The organism is Pseudidiomarina aestuarii (assembly GCF_048263735.1).
Taxonomy (GTDB): Bacteria; Pseudomonadota; Gammaproteobacteria; order Enterobacterales; family Alteromonadaceae; genus Pseudidiomarina; species Pseudidiomarina aestuarii_B.
Genome location: NZ_JBLXDX010000001.1, coordinates 667,301 through 689,632, shown reverse-complemented (window position 1 = coordinate 689,632; position 22,332 = coordinate 667,301). Strand labels below are relative to the sequence as shown.

General features: G+C 49.5%; 15 protein-coding genes. 8 read left to right on the top strand and 7 right to left on the bottom strand.

Annotated elements, in window-relative coordinates; translation table 11 throughout:
- The first annotated feature begins 3 nt into the window (after positions 1-3).
- Both ACN0S4_RS03200 and ACN0S4_RS03195 read left to right on the top strand, forming a co-directional pair.
- The gene (locus tag ACN0S4_RS03200) at positions 4-1,950 is read left to right on the top strand and encodes a polysaccharide biosynthesis protein (protein WP_417656268.1); all 1,947 of its coding nucleotides are present in this window, start codon (positions 4-6) and stop codon (positions 1,948-1,950) included.
- A gap of 8 nt (positions 1,951-1,958) precedes the next feature.
- Positions 1,959-2,579: a 2OG-Fe(II) oxygenase gene (locus tag ACN0S4_RS03195; protein WP_417656267.1), complete on the top strand. Its 621-nt coding sequence runs from the start codon at positions 1,959-1,961 to the stop codon at positions 2,577-2,579.
- 95 nt (positions 2,580-2,674) lie between these two features.
- On the opposite strand, the gene ACN0S4_RS03190 is transcribed toward ACN0S4_RS03195, so the two are convergent.
- The 6 genes from ACN0S4_RS03190 to ACN0S4_RS03165 form a co-directional block, all read right to left on the bottom strand.
- A complete protein-coding gene (locus tag ACN0S4_RS03190; RefSeq protein ID WP_417656266.1) occupies positions 2,675-2,962 on the bottom strand; it encodes a HigA family addiction module antitoxin in 288 nt (95 codons plus the stop codon).
- Positions 2,963-3,468: 506 nt separating this feature from the next.
- Positions 3,469-4,638 (bottom strand): M14-type cytosolic carboxypeptidase, encoded by a 1,170-nt coding sequence (locus ACN0S4_RS03185; protein ID WP_417656265.1) that lies wholly within the window; start codon positions 4,636-4,638, stop codon positions 3,469-3,471.
- On the bottom strand, positions 4,638-7,757 hold the full coding sequence (locus ACN0S4_RS03180; protein ID WP_417656264.1) for a TonB-dependent receptor: 3,120 nt from the start codon (positions 7,755-7,757) through the stop codon (positions 4,638-4,640). Before ACN0S4_RS03180 ends, ACN0S4_RS03185 begins: the two co-directional genes overlap by 1 nt.
- Positions 7,758-7,859: 102 nt before the next feature.
- On the bottom strand, positions 7,860-8,936 hold the full coding sequence (locus ACN0S4_RS03175; RefSeq protein ID WP_417656263.1) for a FecR domain-containing protein: 1,077 nt from the start codon (positions 8,934-8,936) through the stop codon (positions 7,860-7,862).
- A complete protein-coding gene (locus tag ACN0S4_RS03170; RefSeq protein WP_417656262.1) occupies positions 8,933-9,496 on the bottom strand; it encodes an RNA polymerase sigma factor in 564 nt (187 codons plus the stop codon). The genes ACN0S4_RS03175 and ACN0S4_RS03170 overlap by 4 nt, the downstream gene beginning before the upstream one ends.
- Positions 9,497-9,655: 159 nt before the next feature.
- Positions 9,656-10,063 carry a hypothetical protein gene (locus tag ACN0S4_RS03165; protein ID WP_417656261.1) on the bottom strand — a complete coding sequence of 136 codons (408 nt, stop codon included), beginning with the start codon at positions 10,061-10,063 and terminating at the stop codon, positions 9,656-9,658.
- A gap of 262 nt (positions 10,064-10,325) precedes the next feature.
- On the opposite strand from ACN0S4_RS03165, the gene ACN0S4_RS03160 reads away from it, so the two are divergent.
- On the top strand, positions 10,326-10,583 hold the full coding sequence (locus ACN0S4_RS03160; RefSeq protein ID WP_417656260.1) for a hypothetical protein: 258 nt from the start codon (positions 10,326-10,328) through the stop codon (positions 10,581-10,583).
- A gap of 116 nt (positions 10,584-10,699) precedes the next feature.
- Entirely contained in the window at positions 10,700-13,393 is a 2,694-nt protein-coding gene (locus ACN0S4_RS03155) for a putative bifunctional diguanylate cyclase/phosphodiesterase (protein WP_417656259.1), read from the top strand.
- A gap of 121 nt (positions 13,394-13,514) precedes the next feature.
- Here the strand turns inward: ACN0S4_RS03155 and ACN0S4_RS03150 are convergent, their stop codons facing one another.
- Positions 13,515-14,699, bottom strand: coding sequence for a DcaP family trimeric outer membrane transporter (locus ACN0S4_RS03150; RefSeq protein WP_417656557.1), 1,185 nt, complete (start codon positions 14,697-14,699; stop codon positions 13,515-13,517).
- Positions 14,700-14,971: 272 nt separating this feature from the next.
- Between ACN0S4_RS03150 and acs the strand changes: the two genes are divergently transcribed.
- The 4 genes from acs to ACN0S4_RS03130 all read left to right on the top strand — a co-directional run bounded on the left by acs (position 14,972) and on the right by ACN0S4_RS03130 (position 22,321).
- Complete coding sequence (gene acs, locus ACN0S4_RS03145) at positions 14,972-16,915, top strand: acetate--CoA ligase (protein ID WP_417656258.1); 1,944 nt, start codon at positions 14,972-14,974, stop codon at positions 16,913-16,915.
- A gap of 56 nt (positions 16,916-16,971) precedes the next feature.
- Positions 16,972-17,619, top strand: coding sequence for a response regulator transcription factor (locus ACN0S4_RS03140; RefSeq protein WP_417656257.1), 648 nt, complete (start codon positions 16,972-16,974; stop codon positions 17,617-17,619).
- 238 nt (positions 17,620-17,857) lie between these two features.
- Positions 17,858-21,781 carry a S8 family serine peptidase gene (locus tag ACN0S4_RS03135; protein WP_417656256.1) on the top strand — a complete coding sequence of 1,308 codons (3,924 nt, stop codon included), beginning with the start codon at positions 17,858-17,860 and terminating at the stop codon, positions 21,779-21,781.
- A 72-nt stretch (positions 21,782-21,853) separates the two neighbouring features.
- Positions 21,854-22,321, top strand: a complete 468-nt coding sequence (locus ACN0S4_RS03130; protein ID WP_417656255.1) for a hypothetical protein — start codon at positions 21,854-21,856, stop codon at positions 22,319-22,321.
- Positions 22,322-22,332: the final 11 nt, after the last annotated feature.

Here is a 22,332-nt window from a genome sequence, read left to right as displayed (position 1 = left end):
CAATTGCGAGCTCGTTTAGGGATTAGTCAGCAGGATGTTGTGCGCGTGAATTTATTGCTCGGGTTGTTACAGTTACCTCGTTCCATTAAGCGAATCGTGTCGGTAGCAATCGACGTTTCGGTGCTCTTGTTTGCGCTCATGATGGCTTACGGACTTGAGTTTGGCCCGCGTATCCCGCCAGCTTGGGGTTTATGGCTACTGCTTTATTTGGTCATTGCACTTACCTCTACATTGGTATTTATTAAGTTAGGTTTATACCGTGCGGTGGTGCGCTACGTGTCTACCCGTGCGCTGTTGCAAGTGTTAGTGGGGGTTTTGTTCTCCACCTTAATACTAGTATTAGGCCTATTCGTCCTGAATTTACGGCTCCCTGCCAACGCGATTATTAACTTCTCCCTTATTTCATTACTCCTGATTGGTGGTGCGCGTGTTGCCATGCGTGAACTTTATCAGCGCTTAGTCACGCGTCGGAAAGAAACGGTGTTGATTTACGGCGCTGGCTCCGCAGGTCGACAATTGGCACAAGCTTTATTCAATGGCGAGCAATTTCATCCGATTGCTTTTATTGATGACGATACAACGTTGCAGCGCTCTACTTTGCTGGGCCTCGCTGTTATTGACCCCAGTCAAATTGACAGCATCATTAGCAAAAGTCAGATCAGCCGCATATTGTTGGCATTGCCAAGTAGTAGTCGTAATGTCCGTCGGCAAATTCTAGAGAGTTTGCAGGGCTTTAACGTCAAAATTCAGACCATTCCGGGTATGGCCGATATGGTCAATGGTGAGATGGGCATTGATGAACTGCGTGACGTCAATATTGAAGACCTATTGGGGCGTGATCCGGTGGAGCCCGACCCAATACTCATGCAAAAGCATATTCGCGGCAAGGTGGTTCTGATTACCGGTGCCGGCGGTTCTATTGGTTCTGAGTTATGCCGACAAATTGTTTATCTTAAGCCAACTAAAGTCGTGCTTTACGATATTTCCGAATATAACTTGTACGCCATTGAAGCTGAGTTGCGCGAATTGTGTGCGCGCTTTGGCCAAAAAGTAGAGATTTATCCCATTATTGGTACGGTCCAGCGCCGTAATCGCATCGAACGTGTGATGCGTTCATTTAAAGTAAACACAGTATTCCATGCCGCTGCTTATAAACATGTTCCTCTCGTTGAGTTCAACATGGTTGAAGGAGTGCGCAACAACGTATTTGGTACTTGGCATACGGCTGAAGCGGCTATCGCGGCCGGTGTCGAGCAATTTGTGTTGATTTCAACCGACAAAGCGGTGCGTCCAACAAATGTGATGGGTGCCACTAAGCGCATTGCTGAGCTGGTGTTGCAGGGTATGGCGCAACGCGATATCCAGATGCAGATCTGTATGGTGCGCTTTGGTAATGTACTGGGGTCATCGGGTTCGGTAGTGCCGCTGTTCAAACGGCAGATTGAGCAGGGCGGCCCTATTACAGTGACTCATCCTGATATCACGCGTTACTTCATGACTATTCCCGAAGCGGCACAGCTAGTTATTCAGGCTAGCACCATGGGTAATTCGGGTGCGGTGTTTGTGCTCGATATGGGGGAGCCAGTTAAAATTATTGATATGGCGAAGAAGATGATTCGACTGTCAGGTCTCGAACTTCGCACAGAAGAAAATCCACTGGGTGATATCGAAATTGTGTATACTGGGTTGCGGCCGGGCGAAAAACTCTATGAAGAGTTACTCATTGGGGACAATGTGGAAAAATGCGACCATCCGCGCATCATGCGAGCGAATGAGACTTGCCTATCATGGCCAGAAATCGATACACTGCTGACCGCACTTGATGAGCACTGCAATACCTTTGCAATTGAGCGTTTGCGAGCTACCATTTTAGCTGCTCCGGCGGGTTACGCGCCGACCGAAGAAAGAATCAATGATTTGCTCTGGCAACACAGTGATGAACGAGGTTAAATCCCATTATGTTTGCATCCGCAGCCCCCAACTATGATGTGTACACGCTGTGCGAAGATCCACGCGTGCAAGTGGTCGAGAACTTTTTCAGCGAGTCCGAAGCAAAACACATTATTCAGTTAGCAGAAAACGGCATGGAACGCGCTCGAGTCAGTGACGATAAAGAAGGCTCGATTTCAGACGCACGTACCAACAGTCTATGCTGGGTTAAACACGATAAAAGTATCATCACTTCTAATTTGGCGGACCGTGTCGCGAAGTTTATTGCGATGCCAGTCAGCCATGCCGAGTCATTTCAAGTGATTCGCTACGGACCGACCCAAGAATATCGTGCGCATTTCGATGCCTACGACCTCAGCACCGAACGCGGGCAACGTTGCACTGCGCGCGGTGGTCAGCGTCTGGTCACTGTGTTGGGCTACTTAAACGATGTTGAAGCTGGTGGCTCTACAGCTTTTCCTCACCTCAATATCAACGTGGTTCCGAAAACTGGCCGACTGCTGATTTTCGATAACGTCTACAAAGGCACAACGGATATCCACAAGCAAAGCCTACACGCGGGCACACCGGTCGTGAAAGGTATTAAGTGGGCATTCAACCTCTGGTTCCACATCCGCGAATTCAAATAACGCTACGAGCACCTGACGATCTTTGCGATTATCTGTTCACTGTTCACTGTTCACTGTTCACTGTTCACTGTTCACTGTTCACTGTTCACTGTTCTCTAGGTAATAGCTGTCACATCGTCGAAGTGCTGTTGTCGAAGTTGATACAGGTCGTGCTTTATCTGCATTCTGAGAAACATTTCCGCACTAAAGCCAGTTGCCAGCTCTATTCTATAGGCCATAGAAGGCGTTACTGGCTTCATGGCTCGAGTTATTTCTGACAAGTGTTTTGCGGACACGCCCAAATTAACCGCGGCTTTCTGCAGCGATAATTGACGAGGTTTCAGGATTCTTTCTAGCAAGACAGTACCCGGATGCGTTGGTACCCGATTCATCTGCAAACGCATGTAAATCCTCCACTACGTTATGATGTGCAAATTCACATTCTCGACTCTCGATTTGTCCAGACGCTCGTTGAAATCAAACGTGATGGTTATATTTGACTCTAAAGCATTAGCACCGACGTAAAATTCCCAATTGCGGTTATCTACATTCCAAACGCTTGGAATCAGTTCCAAGTCTTCAACTCGCGATGCTGCGTCCAGAATGTCTAGAGATACTCGTAGATGACTCAATATATCGTCCGAGAAACTGAATCCGATGTCATTTCTATAGCCGCAGAAAAAGGCCTCGAGGACCTCATTCGAGAATGAATAGATGGGCATATCCGTTGCCTCGTAAAACCGTTACCTATTAGGTAACGATTCTAGTCGAAAGGTGAGCAATTTACAATTTTCAATTGGAGTAAGAAATCCGCTATTGGCCTTTTAGCTAATGGCTACTAGTTATTAGTTACTCGCAAAACCGAATCGAGGCCACCTCACCGTTTTTGCGATTATCTATTCACCATTAACTATTCACTGGATCTTAGTGCTAGCGCTGCAGCACGTGCGGTCACCGCTATTTCGTTGCGGTCAGTGCGGTCGCCCACTTCGTAGGTGACTGCATGTACACCATATTCATCGGCGATGTACTGTTTGAACACACCGCTATCTGCATTATGCCCCGGTTTATTCTCAACGCCATAGTCGATGACGCTGGCTAGGCGCGCTAGCCAATTATCGACCAACTGCGGCTCTGCCAATGGCTGACCATTCACCCGTACGTAGTCGCTTGGCATGGTGTAGTAGACATTGCGGTAGGTGGAGTGGAAGTCGAGCGCAAACCAGATCCGCTCACCGGCACTCACGCGTTCTTGTAAAAACGCATGCAGTGCTTGAGTTTCGGGTTGAGTACGATTTTTCCAGTCTCGGTTCATATCTAAACCCGTAGTGGTGTGACGCCAATTGCCTGCATGCACGCCATCGGGATTCATATTCGGGACCAACAAAATATTGTATTGAGCGCGCAACGGAGCTAACTCCTCAGCGGCAAACAAAGTTTCGCTGAAATGCATGAGAGCCAGCGCACCAGTTATTTCGGGTGGATGTTGACGCCCAATAATCACAAACCACACTTTGCTATCCGTAGCACGATGGATCAGCGCCGGCAGAGGGCGGTTCTGAGTTGATTGTCCAATACTGGACAGTTCGAGTGACTCAAATCGGTTCACCAATGAAGCTAACCAACGGGTATAACTGCGATTATCGATAATCTCCTGACCGGCAATGTACAGCGGCGCTTCAGGTTGCAGCGTCAACGCAAAGGCAACGCGGTCATCATTGAAAGTATGTGGAATTTCCGCCCAAGTCCGCTTATCAATCGATGCTTTTGGGGTATATCGTGCTTTGCCATGAGCAGAGCGCACAATCACACGCAACTCTAACGGCTGGTCGCTCTGGCTTTCGGCACGAAACGCATACCACGGACTGGGATTGATAGGCTTATTTTCGGGAGCAACCGTAAGTAAGTACTCACGTTCGCTGAGTTGTTCGCACGCATCTAAACGCGCACTAGGAAACTCAGCATTAAAATGTACTTGCTCAAATTCACAAGTTGCGGCTGCAGCCGACGACGGTGATGCAAAGAGCATCACCGCCGCGACCCAACCTACCCAGGGGAGAGTTCTGAGAAGCGATTGCATTAGAACGTCCATGACCAGCTAGCGTAGTAGTAGCGACCACGATTCGAATGGACATTCGAGAAGTAACCGAAGCTTTCGTCCGCTGTTGGCGGCGCTTTATCGGCGATATTACGGATACCAAAACGTAGCCGTGAGTTGTCGAGGACGCCCGCATTGAAGCGATAATCTACGAACATATCGGCGGTTTCCCAATTTTGAATCGGCATCATGTTGCCCTCAGAATCGGTCACGCTGGTTTCCATAAAATCATGTACGTAGTTGTAACGTAAGCCCGCTCCCCATTGGTTCCAGCGCCAGTTCACACTGGCATTTCCGCGCCATTCAGGGTTGCCGTTCTGTGCTAATAAGTCACCGGCACCGACCACACTGATGTCGATGGGGACCGATGGGTCACCGGCGGCTTGCGCATCTAACACGATTTGACTGATTGGGTCAGGCGTTTGGATAAACTTGCGTAAGTTCGCTGCATTGATACCAAAATCAAAGCGACCCAGGTCTGTGTCGAGGTCGTAATTCACACTGATGTCCATACCTGAAATTTCTCGAACGTCGAGGTTATTGTAGGTATTTTCGACAAAAACCACTTCAAGTTCGTCGTTACGGACGACAGCTTCGTTACGCGTGCCTTGCGAGCGTAGTAGCGAGTCATACAACAAATGCGTCTGGCTGTTGAGGATGCCGACAACGCCGTCTTGCTCGATGTTCCACCAATCCACGGTAATCAATAAGTTGGTGGTTGGCGCAAACGCCACACCATAGCTTAGGGTTTCACTTTCTTCTGGCTCGAGTGTGGCATTACCACCACGAACTTCAGCGATACTGTAGCGTTGACCAGTAACAGGATCATCACGAGTATTGGAACGCGTTACACCTTGTTCGACTACCTGAGGTAGGTTCGGTGCACGGAAGCCACCGGAGTAGGCCGCACGGAACTGCACCATGTCGCTCGGTAACCAGCTTAGGGCAATTTTCGGCTTGGTGACACTACCCACATCTGAGAAGCGTTCGTGACGTAAGGCTAATTGCATATCGACTGTGTGATAGAGCGGTACTAATAGCTCTGCATAAGCAGAAGCCACATTACGACTACCACTGGAATCAGGGGTTGCGCTGCTGCCTTGTACGGAAGAATCATTGATGATTTCGCCGATTGCACTGTCGACAAACGGCGTCGAACCATCAAGCAACGAGTCACGGTCATCAGCATAACCTTCGTGACGGAATTCAACACCAGCAGCTAAACCAATATCACCTGCATACCAACTCATAATGGCTGGATTCGAGATGCGAAAATCCCACAAAGCGAGTTCTGATTCACTCTCACGAGACACATCCGTGACAATGCCGGCAATCACGGCTTCATTATTGCGTCGTGCCACACCTGTGGTTAAGTTGGCTGGGTCACCACCTAAGAATGGGTTGTAAGCTAAGTTTGGATCGGTTTGGTTGATAGCGGCGCGGAACGCATTCAAATCAACGCGGTTGTAGGCCATATCTAAGGTATCGGCGCGCGAATAGAGGACCGCACTTTCCCAATCCCACATGCCATTAAAGCCGCGTAGACCGGCCAATAAACGATAGCTGGTGTCTTCTACTTCAATACGCCGTGGGCCAACATCAACAGGCCGATAGTTGCGCAGTAAAACTTCCTCGCCAAATGGGTTGAAGGCAGCATTAGCATTAATCGTAAAGCGCTGTGCGGTGAGGTTCGCGTTTTGCTCACGACGACGCTCAGATTCGGCTCTGTAATAGAGGGCCTCGCCGAAGAACTCCATAGAGTCGGTTACTTCGTGCGTCACGTGCGCGAAGAAGTTCATTCGGTCCACGGCTGAGGTCATGCTTTGATCTTCAAGCGATGGGTCGTAGCGCATATTATCTGACAACGAACCTTGGTCGGCGCACACTTCATCATCAATTTGGACGACGCAGCCTGACATAGTGTTCGGCTGAACATGAAAGGTGCCCAATGAGTCGGTTTGGAAGATACCCCATGGCGATGACAACGACGTATTTCGTAATTGCGAATCACCAATAAAACCTTCAGGAATGCCGCGCGCTTCACGGAGATCATTACTGCGTGAGTAGTAGCGCTCATTCGCAGGTAATTCGCCGCGGCTGTACAATGCGGCTGATAGGGTTAAATGACCCTTGTCATCGTTAAATGCGAAGCCAGTCGATCCGTTGATATTCAATTGATCGAGCGATGTGCCTTCGGACGCGCCATAGGTCACATTCAGGTTGCTGCGCTCAACATTATCTTTCAACACATAGTTGATAACACCAGCCACTGCATCGGTGCCGTAAATAGCTGCCGCTCCGTCACGGAGTACTTCTAAACGGCGTAATCCAGCTACTGGCAGCGTATTAGAGTTCACGGTAGTAACGGGAACAAAACTTTCGGTTTGCGTACCTGGGTGCAGCACTAACCGGCGACCATTCAACAAGGTGAGTGTATTACCTGTACCGATGCCCCGTAGGTTAATAGATGCAACGTCTCCGCGGGCATCATTCACACCACCAATGGTGCGCTCATTATTAAAGCTGATGTCGCCAACCTGCGGAATCGAGCGCAGTAATTCGTCACCGGTCACAGCACCCGTATTTTCGATATCTTCGGCGTTCAGAATGGTAACGGGGAGATTTCCGGCTGCGCGCGCACCAATTATGTTAGAGCCCACAACTTGGATACGCTCAACATCTTGGTCGCGTTCCCCTTCAGCGTTTCCCAAGCTATTGTCAAAACTCTGCTGAATACGATTGCTCGATTGCTGTTGAACGCGGGTGACCACGAAAGTGCCAGCACCTTGTTCTTCGACAGCTAATTCAGTTCCTGCTAGGGCTTGCTGGATAGCGGCGAGCGGTGTCAGATTGCCGGAAACGGCTGGCGAGTTCTGTCCGCGGGTGGCTTGCGGCGTAAAAATGATTTGTACACTGGCTTGTTCGGCAACTTCTAATAAAGTTGCACTGGTTGCTTGTGCAGGGATGTCATATTGAGCTGTGGCTGCAGTAGTTTGGGCCTGTGGTGCCGCATAACTAGGGCTCATTGTGAGCGTTTCGGCACTGAGTGCAAGCAGAGTACAGCATGTCAGATAGCTGAGGCGATGGGTAGTCGACTTCATGAGACGTTCCTGTTGTTGTTATTGGTCTACAGCTATATACGCAGTGCCGTTAGAATTCCTCCTCACTATTTTGCGAGGAGGGCATTACGGACTCAAAAGGGATTAGCGGCGTTTGGCAACGACTTGCTGTTGCTGGCGATCGAACTGCACCGGCAAAGTACTCTCGAGAGCGGTCAGAATATTGTCGCCATTTTTGAGATGAAACACGCCACTGATTCGCAGTTCTGCAACGCTTGTATCGGCAATCACAATTTTGCGTTCGCGATAACGATTAAACTCACGGATGACATGTTCGAGCGGTTCATCATCAAAGCGAAACACACCACGTCGCCAGCTTTGGGCGCTAGACACGGCTTGTGTCTGGTTTTGCGTTACCACTTCGGAGGATTCACTGTATGAGCCAATGTCTCCAGCTAACAGCAGCGTCGTATCCTCTTCGGGTGGATTGGTTGGCTCGGTCACCGTTGCAGCCTTGGTGGTGCGCACTGCGACTTTGCCCTCCAATACAGACACTTTGACGACGGTCTCATCAGCGCGCTTACGCACATTGAATTGTGTGCCCAAGACTTCAATAATTTTGCGGCCTGTATCAATTTGGAAAGGGCGATTCTCGTCCCTCGCGACATTGAAAAAGGCTTCGCCGCGAATGAGCTCGACTTGGCGCAAATTGGCAGTAAGCGTCACCGCCACTTCCGTATCGGTGTTCAACGACAACACGGAGCCATCTGTTAGCGTGACATGGGAGACTTCGCCAACTTCGGTTTGATAATGTGCAGTCGCTGCCTCAAGCTTGCGCTCGGTAATACGAAACAGCGCAGGCGTTTCAACGATGGGCTGCTTGACCTTGGTCTCAGCAACCATTGTTGGTGTTGCTTGCGCGGGGACTGCTGGGTCAGGCGAATGCCAAAGTTGCCAGCCGAGCACACCAACTAAGGCGATACTTGCGGCAACCGCCCACCAACCTCGGCGCACACCAGGTTGACGCCGCTGTTGCGGATTTTGGAAGAGGCTGCCAGTGATATCCCAGGTCGCCAACATGGCTTGAAACTCAGCCTCATGCTGAGGAGACTGTTCGCGCCATTGTTGTAACTGGCGTTCTTCACGAGCAGTGAGTTCACCAGAGTAGAGCCGTGTCACAAATCGTGCCGCTTGAGCTTGGATTAATTTCGTTGAACTCATGAGTGTGCCTCCGCGTCACTCAGCAAGGCTTGGCGCACAGCCAGCAATGCGGAGGAGATATATTTTTCGACGGTGCTAACCGAAATACCGAGTTGGTCACCAATTTCACGATAGCTTAGACCTTCAACACGATGCAGTAAAAAGGCTTGGCGATGCACCGATTTAATTTTTGCTAGCGCGGCTTCGACTTGTTGCAGTTGACGTTTATTGTGCAGGTCACGGTCAGGTGCATTGAGGGTGCTGTAGGTCTCTACATCATCGGTTGAGATGTGTTTCTCTGCATGTCGAACTTGCGCCCGCCGCGCGCGGTCAATGAGTAGGTTGCTGGCAATTTGCATCAGATAATTCCTCGCGGTATCGAGTCTATCGGCCAGCTTCTCGGGTAAATCGTCGATTTGACTTAAGCGAACATAGACCTCTTGCAATACGTCATCACAGTCTTGCTGCGCACCAAGCCGAACCCGGATAAATCGGCGTAAAGCAATATCATGCTCAGCAAGCAAACGCTCGATGAGTTTATGGCTAGCTTGCTGCCGTGAATAGACGGGTTGACGTTGCATGGAGGTACTGGATTCCGCTTCTGGTTCTGACCTAACACTATATACGCAGGGGAGCGAAACCCCCTCCAATGAAAGTGAATAGTTAACGGTGAACTGTGAACAGAAAACCAACTCTGTTCACCATTTTTATTCCGTTTACTGTTCACCATTCTCTGTTCACTAGTCTTTTACCCGGTAGGCCGTTGCGAAGACTTCTTGGTATGGTGCCGCCGGGACTGCGGTATTGACTTGACCGTCGAGTGCGCCGGCAATGATGGTACCACTGGTGCGACGATCTTTGATTTCGTCGATAACGAGAATGTTAGCGCCGAGGTTAGCGGCTTGTAGACGTAAGCGTTCAATGGCATCTTCGAGCTTCTCATCGGTGCTGCTGCGAATTGCCATTGCGTAGTTGGTGGATAGTTTCGCAACTTCCTCAGCGTCGACCGGAGCTCGTTCGACTACCTGAACACTGCGGTAGTTAATTGCCGCTGAGGTTTCGCCTGTGACTTCAGGGCTGTAGGTGTTGCTGCAGGCGGCTAAGATGCCAGAAGCGATCAGTACTGCGAAAAGCTTACACGTAGACATGGTTTTCTCCGATCTATAAGTTAAAGTCGTTGTCTGAATTTTCGCCTATTTATACGGGCAATACTATGAAGTCGATCGCAAATAGCTTGCATTCAAGCGATTCTACAAAAATATTTACAACAAAATATGATTTTTAGCAGCGTAAACTGTTAAGTAAACGTATAGACGCACGTGTTTACTTTCTGTAAATTGTAAAGAGCTCTCGAACTGCTAAACCCCTGATGCTTAGCTTATTTTGCATCAACAAGGAATTTGGAAAGCCATGAACACGGAAAGCGCAAGGCAAGTAACGAATCGGCCACGAAAAATCACATTATTTAATGGGCAGGAAACGTTGTCTGAGTTAGTTATTCCTGTGCAACAATCGAATCGCGACGCAATGCGTGTCATCGAAACGGAATTAGGGCGCACGCCAGTGCTTACTCATGCTGTATTTCGTGACCGTAATGGTACTGAATGGATGGTCAGACGAGATATCGGAATCCTCCAAAAACTGCGTATTTTATTGCTTTCCAAGTAGCCTCACCCGAATGCGGATTGTTTTCCGCTGAACAAACACTAGCCACCACAAATTCTCTGTGGTTATACTGACTCGCATAATAACTATAAAAAATATTTTGCTGAGGACAGATTGGTATGCAGTTGGCCCTAGTTGATCATCAGGTGCGTGCGGTGCTTCACACCATAGTGGCACTCGCTTTAACGATCTCTGGCCTCGCCATATTGGTTTACCGTTTGGGTGAGCCCACTCAACAACTTATTTATCACTCCGTTAGCTCATCATTATTGGTCAGTGTCATCGCAACCGGTGCTGCCTTACTCGCATACGTGAGCCGAATACAACGCTGGCATTCTGTCGGACCACGTCTACTCGGTGTCCTAGTCATAGCTGCGTCGGTGGATGGTTGCTTAGGTAGCTATCTCGATTCTTTTGATACCCGCATTCATAGCGCTATTTATATTGGCTTTATAGGAGTCGGTGCGTGGCTGGTTGCGCGTCCGAAAGCACCGTTGTTGATGCGGTTACAGCTTGCCTATGGTGTGGTGCTCGTTATCGCTGCCTTAGTCTTGCTTCTACTTCATTATGCTTTGGACGAACCTTTTGTCGCGCGTCACCCCACCGGCAGCTTGATAGCCTGTATTGTCTTATTACTCGCGGGTGTTGCCCTTATCAATTTAGGTGTGGACTCAAATCGAGTGCCGCGCGCTGTTGCTCCTATGACTACCGTGATTGCGAGTGTCGGCTTAGTGGCCGTTCTCGTGGTCAGCGTAGCGATGTTCCACAGTGAAATGTCAGGTCTTCGTACGCAGGGGCAACAAGCAGCAGATAGTTTGAATGCAAATCGGCGTCTAGCTGGAATAGCGACTATTACTATGTTGGAGCGGATGGCGAATCGTTGGCAAAGCTACCCGTACGAAGAACATGATGCGCTCATGCGAGAAGACATCGCGGGACTGCTGCAGGATGTCGAGTTTATTGAAAGCTTTATATTATTGACCTCCGCGGGGCAGCCCGTTTGGGAGATTGCTGAGTCTGAGGACATGAGTTATCAGCACCTGATTTTTGCTGATGCGAATTTGCAGGCACGTTTACAAGAATTTCCAGAACCGCTGCAATTGCTGGTGCCTGCGCCTGAGTACACGCAAGAAGGCGCGATGTTAATGATTCGTCAGCCGGTGCGTTTCCAGGAAACGGAAGGGTATTCGCCGTGGTTTTCACTGGTCACGGTTATTGATGTGCCTACTATGCTGGCAGCTCAGGTCGCGCAAACGAACTCGCCGATTATGACTTACACAGAAGTGTCGTACGCTTATTTGATGAATAAGTATGGTGAGTGGGTCAGTACTGACGAGTTAGAACGCATTCGTGAGCAAGCCATTTTTCTGCACGGTGATGCGCTGAATACGCCATACAGTGCCGGCACCCCCATTGTTGCTTACATGATTGACCTCACTGATATGCAAGCGATGGCGAACCTACAAGTACTGGTAGCCATTGCGGGTATTGGCTTGGTGATGTTGGTGTCGTTGACCATTGAACGCAACCGCACGCTCATGTCGCAAGGTCGGCAATTAAAGTTTCAAGCCGAGCACGATGCCCTAACGGGTTTATTCAACCGTACCACCATAGAACGACACCTGAACGAGCGCTTTAATCAGTCGCGGCAGTTGACGGTGATGTTTATTGATTTAGATGGGTTTACCCTGATCAATGACAGTTTAGGCTTACAGGTGGGTGACCGGTTATTGCAATTACTCGCCCAACGTCTCGAAAATGTGGTGGGTGGCCGCGCACAATTGGCGCGATTTGGTGGTGATGAATTCCTGCTGGTCGCTGAACACCTGCATCATGATACCGATGCGGTAAACGCACTGACACAACGTATTTTGAGTGCGGTTGCACAACCCTACCGCATCATGCAGCACAAAATTTACTTAACAGCGAGTATCGGCGTAGCACACCAAACCAGTGACCAATACGCGCCGTTAGAACTGGTACAACGCGCTGACATGGCCATGCACCAAGCAAAACGTTTGGGCCATAACCACGTGCAGGTGTATCAAGACAGCATGTCGCTGCAATTTAAGTCATCGGCAGCCATGCGCAGCAGCTTGCAAGAAGCTATTGAGAAGCAGCAATTACGTCTGCACTATCAACCGATTGTACGTTGTAATGATTTGCAGGTGGTTGGTTATGAGGCGCTTCTGCGTTGGGAACGTGAACCTGGGAAGTTTGTGCCGCCAAGTGAATTCATTCCGCTCGCAGAAATGACCGGACAAATTATTCCACTGAGTGAGTGGGTATTTCGACAGGCCTTTACGGATGCGGTTGAGTTTCAGAAAGAAGGACCGCGGAAAATTTCAGTCAACTTATCAACCTTGCACTTTAATCGGTCTGAATTCGCAGACCATTTAGAGCAAACGTTGGCAGAAACTGGCTGCAAGCCAGAGTGGATTGAGCTGGAATTGACCGAAAGTATTTTGATGGAGAATACCGACTACGCTATAGCCGTATTAAATCGCTTACGCCAACAGCAGTTCTCTATTGCTTTAGATGACTTTGGCACTGGATTCTCATCGCTCAGTTATTTGAAGCGCTTGCCAATGGATAAAGTAAAAATAGACCGTAGCTTTATTCAAGGAATTCGAACCCACAAGAGCGACCGAGTGCTCGTCAGCAGTGTCATCAAAATAGCGCAATCACTCGATTTTGCAGTTGTTGCAGAGGGCGTCGAAACCACCCAACAAGCCGAATTCGTAACTGAGTTAGGGTGTAACTACATGCAAGGTTACTACTTCGGCCGCCCCACCGCGAAGGAAGATCTGTAAAGTACGGTGAAAAGTGAATAGGTAATAGTAAACAGGCAAACAGAAACATAGTGAACACACAAAAAAAAGGTGAACAGAGTGTTTTTCCGTTCACCATTCACTGTTCACCATTCACTCCAAGTTAGAAGCTGTACATCGCCATGAAGTGCAGCCGTGTCATATCCCCATCTACGCCAGACTCGATTTCACGTGTTGCTTGTGAAAGCTCAGCGCCGAAGGTGACATTTTTAGCTGGTGAATGCATCACGTTGAAGCCAATGCGTTGCGTGGACTTGGTGACAGCGGTGCCAAGCAGCCCAGAATCGTTATCTGCCCAACCACGGCTGTAAACGAAGTTACTACGCGTTTTTTCGTTCCACTGATGCCGATAGGCGAAGGTGATACCTTGACTGTCGATAGCTTCGAGATCACCATTGGCATCAATTACCGCACCATTAAAGGTGTTTAAGCCTAGATAGCGACCAAAGCCGGAGCCCGTTGAGGCCGAGAAGCGAATGTCGTTGCCATTACCCAGTACGTACTTGGCCGCGAAATTTACGCCAAAGCCGCCAGCAGTTTCGTCACTACCGTCACCATCAACGTCGTACGCTAATTGACGCACTAAACCAGCAACGCTGTAGCTTAGGTTGCCGGACTTGCCACTGTATTTAGCGGTAAAATCTGGCATTAAACCATCACTCGAGGTGATGCGACCGCCACCACCGTTTGGCGTGACTGTGGTTTCTGGGTTTTCTAGTGAGAAACTCCACGAACCTGAGGTGTAACGGACTTGTGGCTGACGCATGAAGATCATACCGTCGGTAGCACCAACAAAGTCGACAGACTCAGGCAAAATGCTTAAGTCTTGAAAGTTCGACCATGCTTGACCAATCAACCAATTGTCATACTTAATATAGGCTTGGCGTAGGCGAGGCGCATAGGAATTGGTAATACGTTCGTCGCCAACTGGTACGGTCAGGAAGTCGATTTCGATACGCGCGCTGATGTCTTTGCCATTATCTAGCTTCTGGTTCACGTCAAAGAAGAAGCGTGACTGGCGAGCATGAACGTCAGTGACTGGATCATCACCTTGGCCTCCGACCGGAGTGGTGCTGGGAATATAAAACTGACGACCAATAAAGCCACTTGCTGGCGCAGTGCCATCGCCATAGTCGGATGCGAACGCGTCAAGTTTGACGTAACCACTAAATTTCCAAGTTGGACCTTCATCGGCCATCACTGGAGCTGATACGATAGCTCCGAGTACTGCACTGGCAATCAGCGATTTCTGTAGTTTGTTATGCAGCATTGCTGTGCTCCTCCCAATAAGAAAGCGTGTGTAAAATGCCTAAAAAGCATCGTTGGGATGGAGTCATTAATCAATCTAGACTATGGTCTAATGGTCTAAAAGCCAGTAAATAGTGAATAGTTAACCGACAGCGAATAGTGAACAGTGAACAGTGAACAGTGAACAGGAAATAGGAAACAAGAACATGCGCATGTGATTGGTGTTTGGCGCATTCGATTCACTATTCACCGTTCACTATTCACTGTCTATTCACTGTTCACTATTTACTTTTCACTCATGAAGGAGGTTGTATGCAGCATGAGGTTCACAAGGTTCCCGCCGATGCCAAGGCGCGAGCGCATATTGATAACGACACCTATCTCACCATGTATCAGGAAAGCATCAGCAACCCCGATGCTTTTTGGCAAGAGCATGGCCAACGAATCAGTTGGTTTAGCCCGTATACGAAGGTCCAGAACACCAGCTTCGCGCCGGGTGATGTCAGTATCAAATGGTTCGAAGATGGGACTTTGAATGCCTGCTACAACTGTGTCGATCGGCATTTGACCGAGCGCGCGGATAAAACCGCGATTATTTGGGAAGGCGACGACCCGAATGTGAGTGAAGAGATTAGCTATCAGCAATTGCACCATGAAGTGTCGCGGTTTGCGAATGGTTTGAAAAAGCTTGGTGTGGAGAAGGGCGACCGCGTGGCAATTTACATGCCGATGGTGCCTGAAGCGGCGTACGCGATGTTAGCTTGTGCGCGCATTGGTGCGGTGCATACCGTTATTTTTGGTGGTTTCTCACCAAACGCTATTGCTGACCGCGTGAATGATTGCGGTGTCAAAGTAGTGATTACCGCCGATGAAGGGCGTCGTGGTGGCAAAACGACACCACTGAAAGCAAACGTCGATGAAGCCCTGAAGAATGATCGTTGTCCTTCTGTGAATCATGTCGTGGTTTGTCGAGTAACGCATGCAGATGTGGCGTTTGAGGCGCCGCGTGATGTGTGGCTCGACCAATTGGTCAAAGACGTCGCTACTGAGTGCCAGCCCGAAGTCATGAACGCCGAAGACCCACTATTTATTCTTTACACCTCAGGTTCTACCGGTAAACCTAAAGGCGTGTTGCATACTACTGGTGGCTACCTGGTGTGGGCATCCATGACCCACGAGTATGTCTTCGATTACCACGAAGACGACGTCTACTGGTGCGCAGCTGATGTGGGCTGGATTACCGGCCACAGTTATATTGTTTACGGACCCTTAGCAAATGGTGCAACGACGCTGATGTTTGAGGGCCTGCCAACGTATCCTGGTGTTGGGCGTATTGGTGAGATTGTCGATAAGCACGGCGTTAATATCTTATATACCGCGCCGACGGCTATTCGCGCCTTGATGTCGAAAGGCACCGCTGCGGCTGAGACTAGCACCCGCAAGTCATTACGAACGCTGGGTAGTGTTGGTGAACCGATCAACCCCGAGGCTTGGGAGTGGTATTACAAAACCATTGGTGATAGCCGTTGCCCGATTGTGGATACGTGGTGGCAAACTGAAACCGGCGGCATCATGATTACGCCTTTACCGGGAGCGACTGATTTGAAACCCGGTTCAGCAACGCGACCCTTTTTTGGTATTCAACCAGCGTTGGTGGATGCAGAGGGGAATGAGCTCAGTGGTGCAGTAGAAGGCAACTTGGTCATTAACGAATCATGGCCAGGCCAATCACGAACCTTGTGGGGTGACCACGAGCGGTTTGAGCAAACTTACTTCTCAGCCTATAAGAATCGTTACTTTACTGGCGACGGTGCGCGCCGTGACGAAGATGATTACTTCTGGATCACGGGTCGGGTTGACGATGTTCTAAACGTGTCCGGGCATCGATTAGGCACGGCGGAAATCGAGAGTGTGCTGGTGGAGCACAAGGCCATTTCTGAGGCTGCAGTGGTCGGTTATCCACATGACATCAAAGGGCAGGGTATTTATGTTTATGTTATTGCGATGTCAGGTACTGAAGCCACGGCTGAACTGACTAAAGAGGTTCGCGATTGGGTGCGCTCCGAGCTGAGCCCCATAGCCACGCCTGACTTCATTCATTGGGCTCCTGATCTACCGAAAACACGGTCGGGTAAAATCATGCGCCGAATCCTGCGCAAGATCGCTGCCAATGAGTTTGAAAACCTCGGTGATACTTCTACGCTTGCCGATCCAAGTGTGGTAGATTCCTTGATTGAAAATCGTCTTAATAAGTAGGGCGACAGCGCAACTATGCGCACTATCGAGGACTTGCCAGTGCAAGTGATGGGATTATGGCTAAATTCTTAATTGCTGATGATCATCCGTTGTTTCGCGAGGCGCTGCAGGGCGCGCTCGCGACGCATTATCCCGAACTTGAATTACGGGAAGCCGGTGATCTTGATTCCACGCTTGTCGCTCTTACTGAGGATGATGACCTCGACTTATTGTTACTGGACCTGCACATGCCGGGTAGTGGTGATTTCTATGGTTTGATTCGCATTCGCGAAGACTTTCCCTTACTGCCCGTCGCGGTCATTTCTGGTAGTGAAGATGCGGCTGTTGTGGCTAAATGCATTGGTTTTGGAGCGCTTGGCTTTATTCCTAAATCACTTCCGTCGGCGCAAATTGCCGAAGCTATTGATGCAATTCTGCAAGGCGATGGTTGGGTACCTGAATCCGTTCGTGGTCGTTTAGACAACTTGACTGCAGAAGACCAAGAAATCGCTCGTAAAGTTGCTGATTTAACCCCGCAACAATATCGAGTTTTGTATCTTCTGCATGAAGGCTTGTTAAATAAGCAAATTGCTTATCAACTCAATATTACCGAAGCCACGGTGAAAGCCCACATTACCGCAATATTCCGCAAACTGGGTGTCTACAGTCGAACTCAAGCTGTGTTGTTAGCTGAACGATTACAACTGGAAGCTCCTGTAAACTAAATAAAATAGACAACTTGGCCGGTTCGCCACTTCTTATGATTTGTTAACAACGGTTACATTTCGTTACAACCCCTTGTGTAAAACCTTACCTAAGCTCGTGTGTCAGTGGTCATATGCGTGCTACATTCTCATTGCTCATTACTAAAAAATAACAAGTCGATTCAGTCTTATTCACAGGACTGAATGAGCAAGCACGACTCATGAGAATAATGAAGTAAGTAACCAGAGGTTAATAAACATGAAAGCAGTTCATTCATTGCTGCCCGCGTTCACCGCGCGCAAGCAAGTACTGGCGGTCGCGATTGCGTCGACCTTAGCGTCCGGTTCGGTGGTTGCGCAGCAACTCACGCCGGCACAAGATCAACCGGTTCCACAGCGTGATCGCGCTGTGTTGGAAGCGAAGAAGTTTGAACGCACGAAGCTTCAACGAGAGTTTCCGACTTATTACATTGTGCAATTGGAAGCTCCAGCAGCCACTTTATATAACGGCGGCATTGCCGGTTTATCACCTAGCTCAGCCAAAGCAAATGGCTTAGAGCAATTCGATGCAAGCTTGCCAGCTGCTAAAAATTACCAAGACTTTTTGTTGCAAGAACAGCGCAAAGTCATGTCTGCAATGCAGGCAAAATTCCCTGAGCTTCAGGTCAGCCGCCATTTAAGCCTTACCATGAATGGTATGGTCGTGAAGTTGCCTGGCAAAGTAGATGCAAAAGCTGAATTATCCAACATTCCTGGTGTGAAGCGCGTATTCGAAAACGAAATGATGTATACGCAAATGGACGCATCCATTGACTTGTTGAATACACCTGAAGTGTGGTCGGTGTTAGGTGGCCAAGCGTCAGCCGGCGCTGGCGTAAGGGTAGCGGTTATTGATGGCGGTATTACGCCGACTCATCCAATGTTCGCAAACAATGGTCATACGCCATTGACCGAGCCAGCAGCCGATGATGACTATTGTGCAGCGGTCGATGCGACGTTCTGTAACGATAAATTAATTGTCGCGCGCTATTACGATCCGACCTTTGAAACGCTACCCGATGAAGTCCTGACGCCACAAGATGTGGGTGGACATGGTACGCACGTAGCCGGTACCGCTGTGGGTAACCCAGTGACATCGACTATTGGTGGCGCTGCGGTGAACGTATCGGGTGTGGCACCGGGTGCTTACTTGATGGCTTACAAAGCGTTGTTCCGTAACACCGACAATATCGGTAGCGGTTCCAACGCCATGTTGATTCCAGCATTGGAAGATGCGTTGGCTGATGGCGCTGATGTTATCAACAACTCATGGGGTGGCGGTGCTGGTACCGCACCAGAAGATAGTGCTTACAAACCTGTTTTCGAAGCGATTAACGCCGCGGGCGTCTTAACCGTGACTTCTGCTGGTAACTCAGGCCCAGGTGAAATGACCATTGGCTGCCCGAGTTGTATTGAAGACGGTTTATCGGTAGCCAATACCACGCATGGCCGTGACTTCGTTAATCAACTTAGCGTATCTGGCTTGACCGATATTGATGTCACTGAAGGCAGCCAAACCTTCCTTGAAGAAGACTTTGTTGCTGAATTGACCGCAACTATTGTGGTCGATGAAGCGAATGCTTTGGCTTGTAACGCTTTTGCAGAAGGTGCTTTTAACGGTGAACTCGTGCTCGTTCAACGCGGCGAATGTTCATTTGAACAAAAAGCAATCAACCTCGATAACGCCGGTGCGAGCGGTATGTTGCTCTACAACAACGCACCAGAAGCATTAATCATGAATGTCGGTGCTTCAACGTTACCGAGCTTCTCTATTTCGCAAGCCGATGGCGAGGCTGTGTTAGCAGCTTGGTCTCCGGGTGATGAGGCGGTGATTACGCCAGCTCAAGCGAAGGTCTATCCAGAGCTTGCTGATTTAATGGCGAACTCTAGTTCTCGTGGGCCGAATGGTAATCCGAACTTCTTGAAACCTGATATTGCTGCACCGGGTACGAACATCCTGTCTGCAAGCACCACCGGTGGCTTGATGACCATGACCGGCACGTCTATGGCAGCTCCGCATGTTGCGGGTGCCGCAGCATTGCTGAAAGACGTATACGGTGACCTTGATGCAGACCAACTGAAGTCAATTATTATGACGTCGAGCATTGGTGGCATTATCAAGCAAGACGGACAAACGCCAAGCGATCCGTTTGATGTAGGTGCTGGCCGGATGGATATCGCTGCGGCAGCCAATGTGGCTGTAGTAGTTGATAAGGCGTCGTTTGCCAATGTGTCGTGTGCGATTACTTGTACGTTTGACCGCACGATTACCGACATCAGTGGTGCAGCTTCTAGCTGGACAGCCTCAGTGGCTATGCGTGATGCTAATGTTACGGCTGAATTAAATGTCACGAATGTCGACATTGCCGCAGATGGTACCGCTGAATTTGAATTGACCGTAGATACTCGTTTTGCAGAAGACGGCTGGTACTTCGGTGAGGTTCTGTTAGAGAACAGTGGTAATAGCAGTGACCTGCGTATGCCAATTGCTGTGTATGCAACCAAGTCAGATAACCCTGCCATTGTCAGCGTAGGTCAAACTGCGGGTGACGCGGTGATTGGTTCGCCATACACCATGACTGCACGTGGTGCTTTAGGTAACACTGGTGAGCCGGTAACGGTCACAGTACAAGTACCAGAAGGCGCGGCTGTCGTGGAAGGTTCAGTGAATGCAGCGGAAACGCGTGCAACGGCCACTGAATTCGGTTTGAGTGATGACGGTTCAACCATTGTCTGGACAGGTACACAAACCGATGAGGCGAATGAGAGTTATGTTGATACTTCAGCAAGCTTCCCATTTGCAGGTCTGTCATTAGCAGCAGCCGGTATCGGCTCGTCACTCTGTGCTGCCGGTTGTGATGAAGAAGTGTATACATTCCCGTTGACAAACTTCGGTGGGATTATTGTTGATGGCCAAACGGTGAATACCGTTACCCTAACGATGAACGGCGTGATTGCACCGAATTCACAAACGGGCGCAATGGCTTCTAGCTTTATCAATATGCCAATTCCTGATGAGGCACCACCTCAGGGCGTCATGGCACCATTATGGGCTGACTTTGTTGTTGGTGGTATTGCCGGCAGTGAAATTCGTTACGGTGTATTGAATGCTGGTGCGGACCAATGGTTCGTCTGGGAATACGTCAATGCTCGTTTGTTTGACGAAGTGGGTGATGAAAATGCCAACCAGTATACCTTCTCAGTGTGGTTGAAACTGGCATCAGATGAAGTTTACTTTAACTACATCGACATTCCGGCTTCACCTGAATTCGCAACGGTTGGGGTAGAGTCTCTCGACGGTACCTTTGGTACGCAGTTGTACTACGATGGTGAAGGTGCTGTCCCTGCTTCAGGAACTGCGTATCGTGCCTTTACTCGCAGTGGTGAGAAAGCTGCTGTAGAAATCGACTATGACTTACAAGTCGATACTATCGGTGAAGCGATTACCGCTCAAGTCAGTGGTGCGAAGAACAATGCATTAACAGTTGACCTTGCAGCCGTTCTGAATACTTCTGGTCGAGACGTGTTGACGTTAACTGAAGTCAGCTCAGGTGATCAAAGCTATTCAGCGGCAGCAGTGCAGTCGTTTGATGTTGATGGTGACTTAACACTCGAAATCGTCTCGCAAGCAGAAGCTGGTGGTACAGCAGCATTTGATGGTACTAACTTGGTATTTACGCCGGATGATGGTTTTGTCGGTACTGCGGTAGTTGAATATCGCGCAGTCGATGCTGCCGGAAGTCCAACAGCAACTGCAACTGCGAGCTTCGAGTTGTTCAACCAAGCTCCAGAAGCTGCAGCGACTACTTCAGCGGTGTCAGCTGAGCCAGGTGAGACCATCACGTTGTCTGCTTCAACGTCTGAAGATGCCGACGGTGATGCGTTGACTTACACTTGGGCACAATCAGGCACGACGTCGGTATCACTCAGCTCTACTTCAGGTGCTAGCGTGACCTTCACGTCACCAGAAGTTGATGAAGCGACTACAGTGACCTTTACTGTGACTGCGAGCGATGGTGATTTAACCGATACTGCCAGTGTGCAGGTTCGGTTAGAGCCGAAACCATCGAGTGGTGCATTCGGTTGGATTGTAGCGCTACTGGTACTGCCATTAGCCTTGCTGCGCCGCCGTCGCCTAGCGTAAGCTAAGCAACAGTGAATGAACACAGCCCGCGGTGTGCAGCACTGCGGGCTTTTTTTTGAAAGGAGACCAAAGATGCAAAGAATCATTCGTACTACTGCTGTTTTGCTAGCCGGCGCACTGATGCTCGGGTGCAGTGAACAGCCCGAAAAATCGCTTGAGCAAGCCACCGAGCAAGAACAGATTGTTGAGGCGGAAGCAACCGCGCTGGATAAGATGGATGCCGAGCAAGCGAGCGCGAAACTGGCTGAGATGAATAACGCGATTCGCAGTATGGTTGGTGTTGCGGCAGCTACCGACTTGAGCCAATGTCGCATGCTCGAAGTGGGTGCTCGGCCTTGTGGCGGCCCCGAGTATTACATTGCATATTCGACCGAAAATGTTGACGCGGACACTATTGAAGCGATGGCAGCAGAGTACACCGAATTGCGCCGCTGGCTAAATGAAGAACAACAAATGATGGGCACCTGTGAAGTTATCCCAGAGCCGAAGCTGAGTCTACAAGGTGGCGTTTGTCGCGCATTACCCACCGAGACTATGTAGCCGTTTTGCTC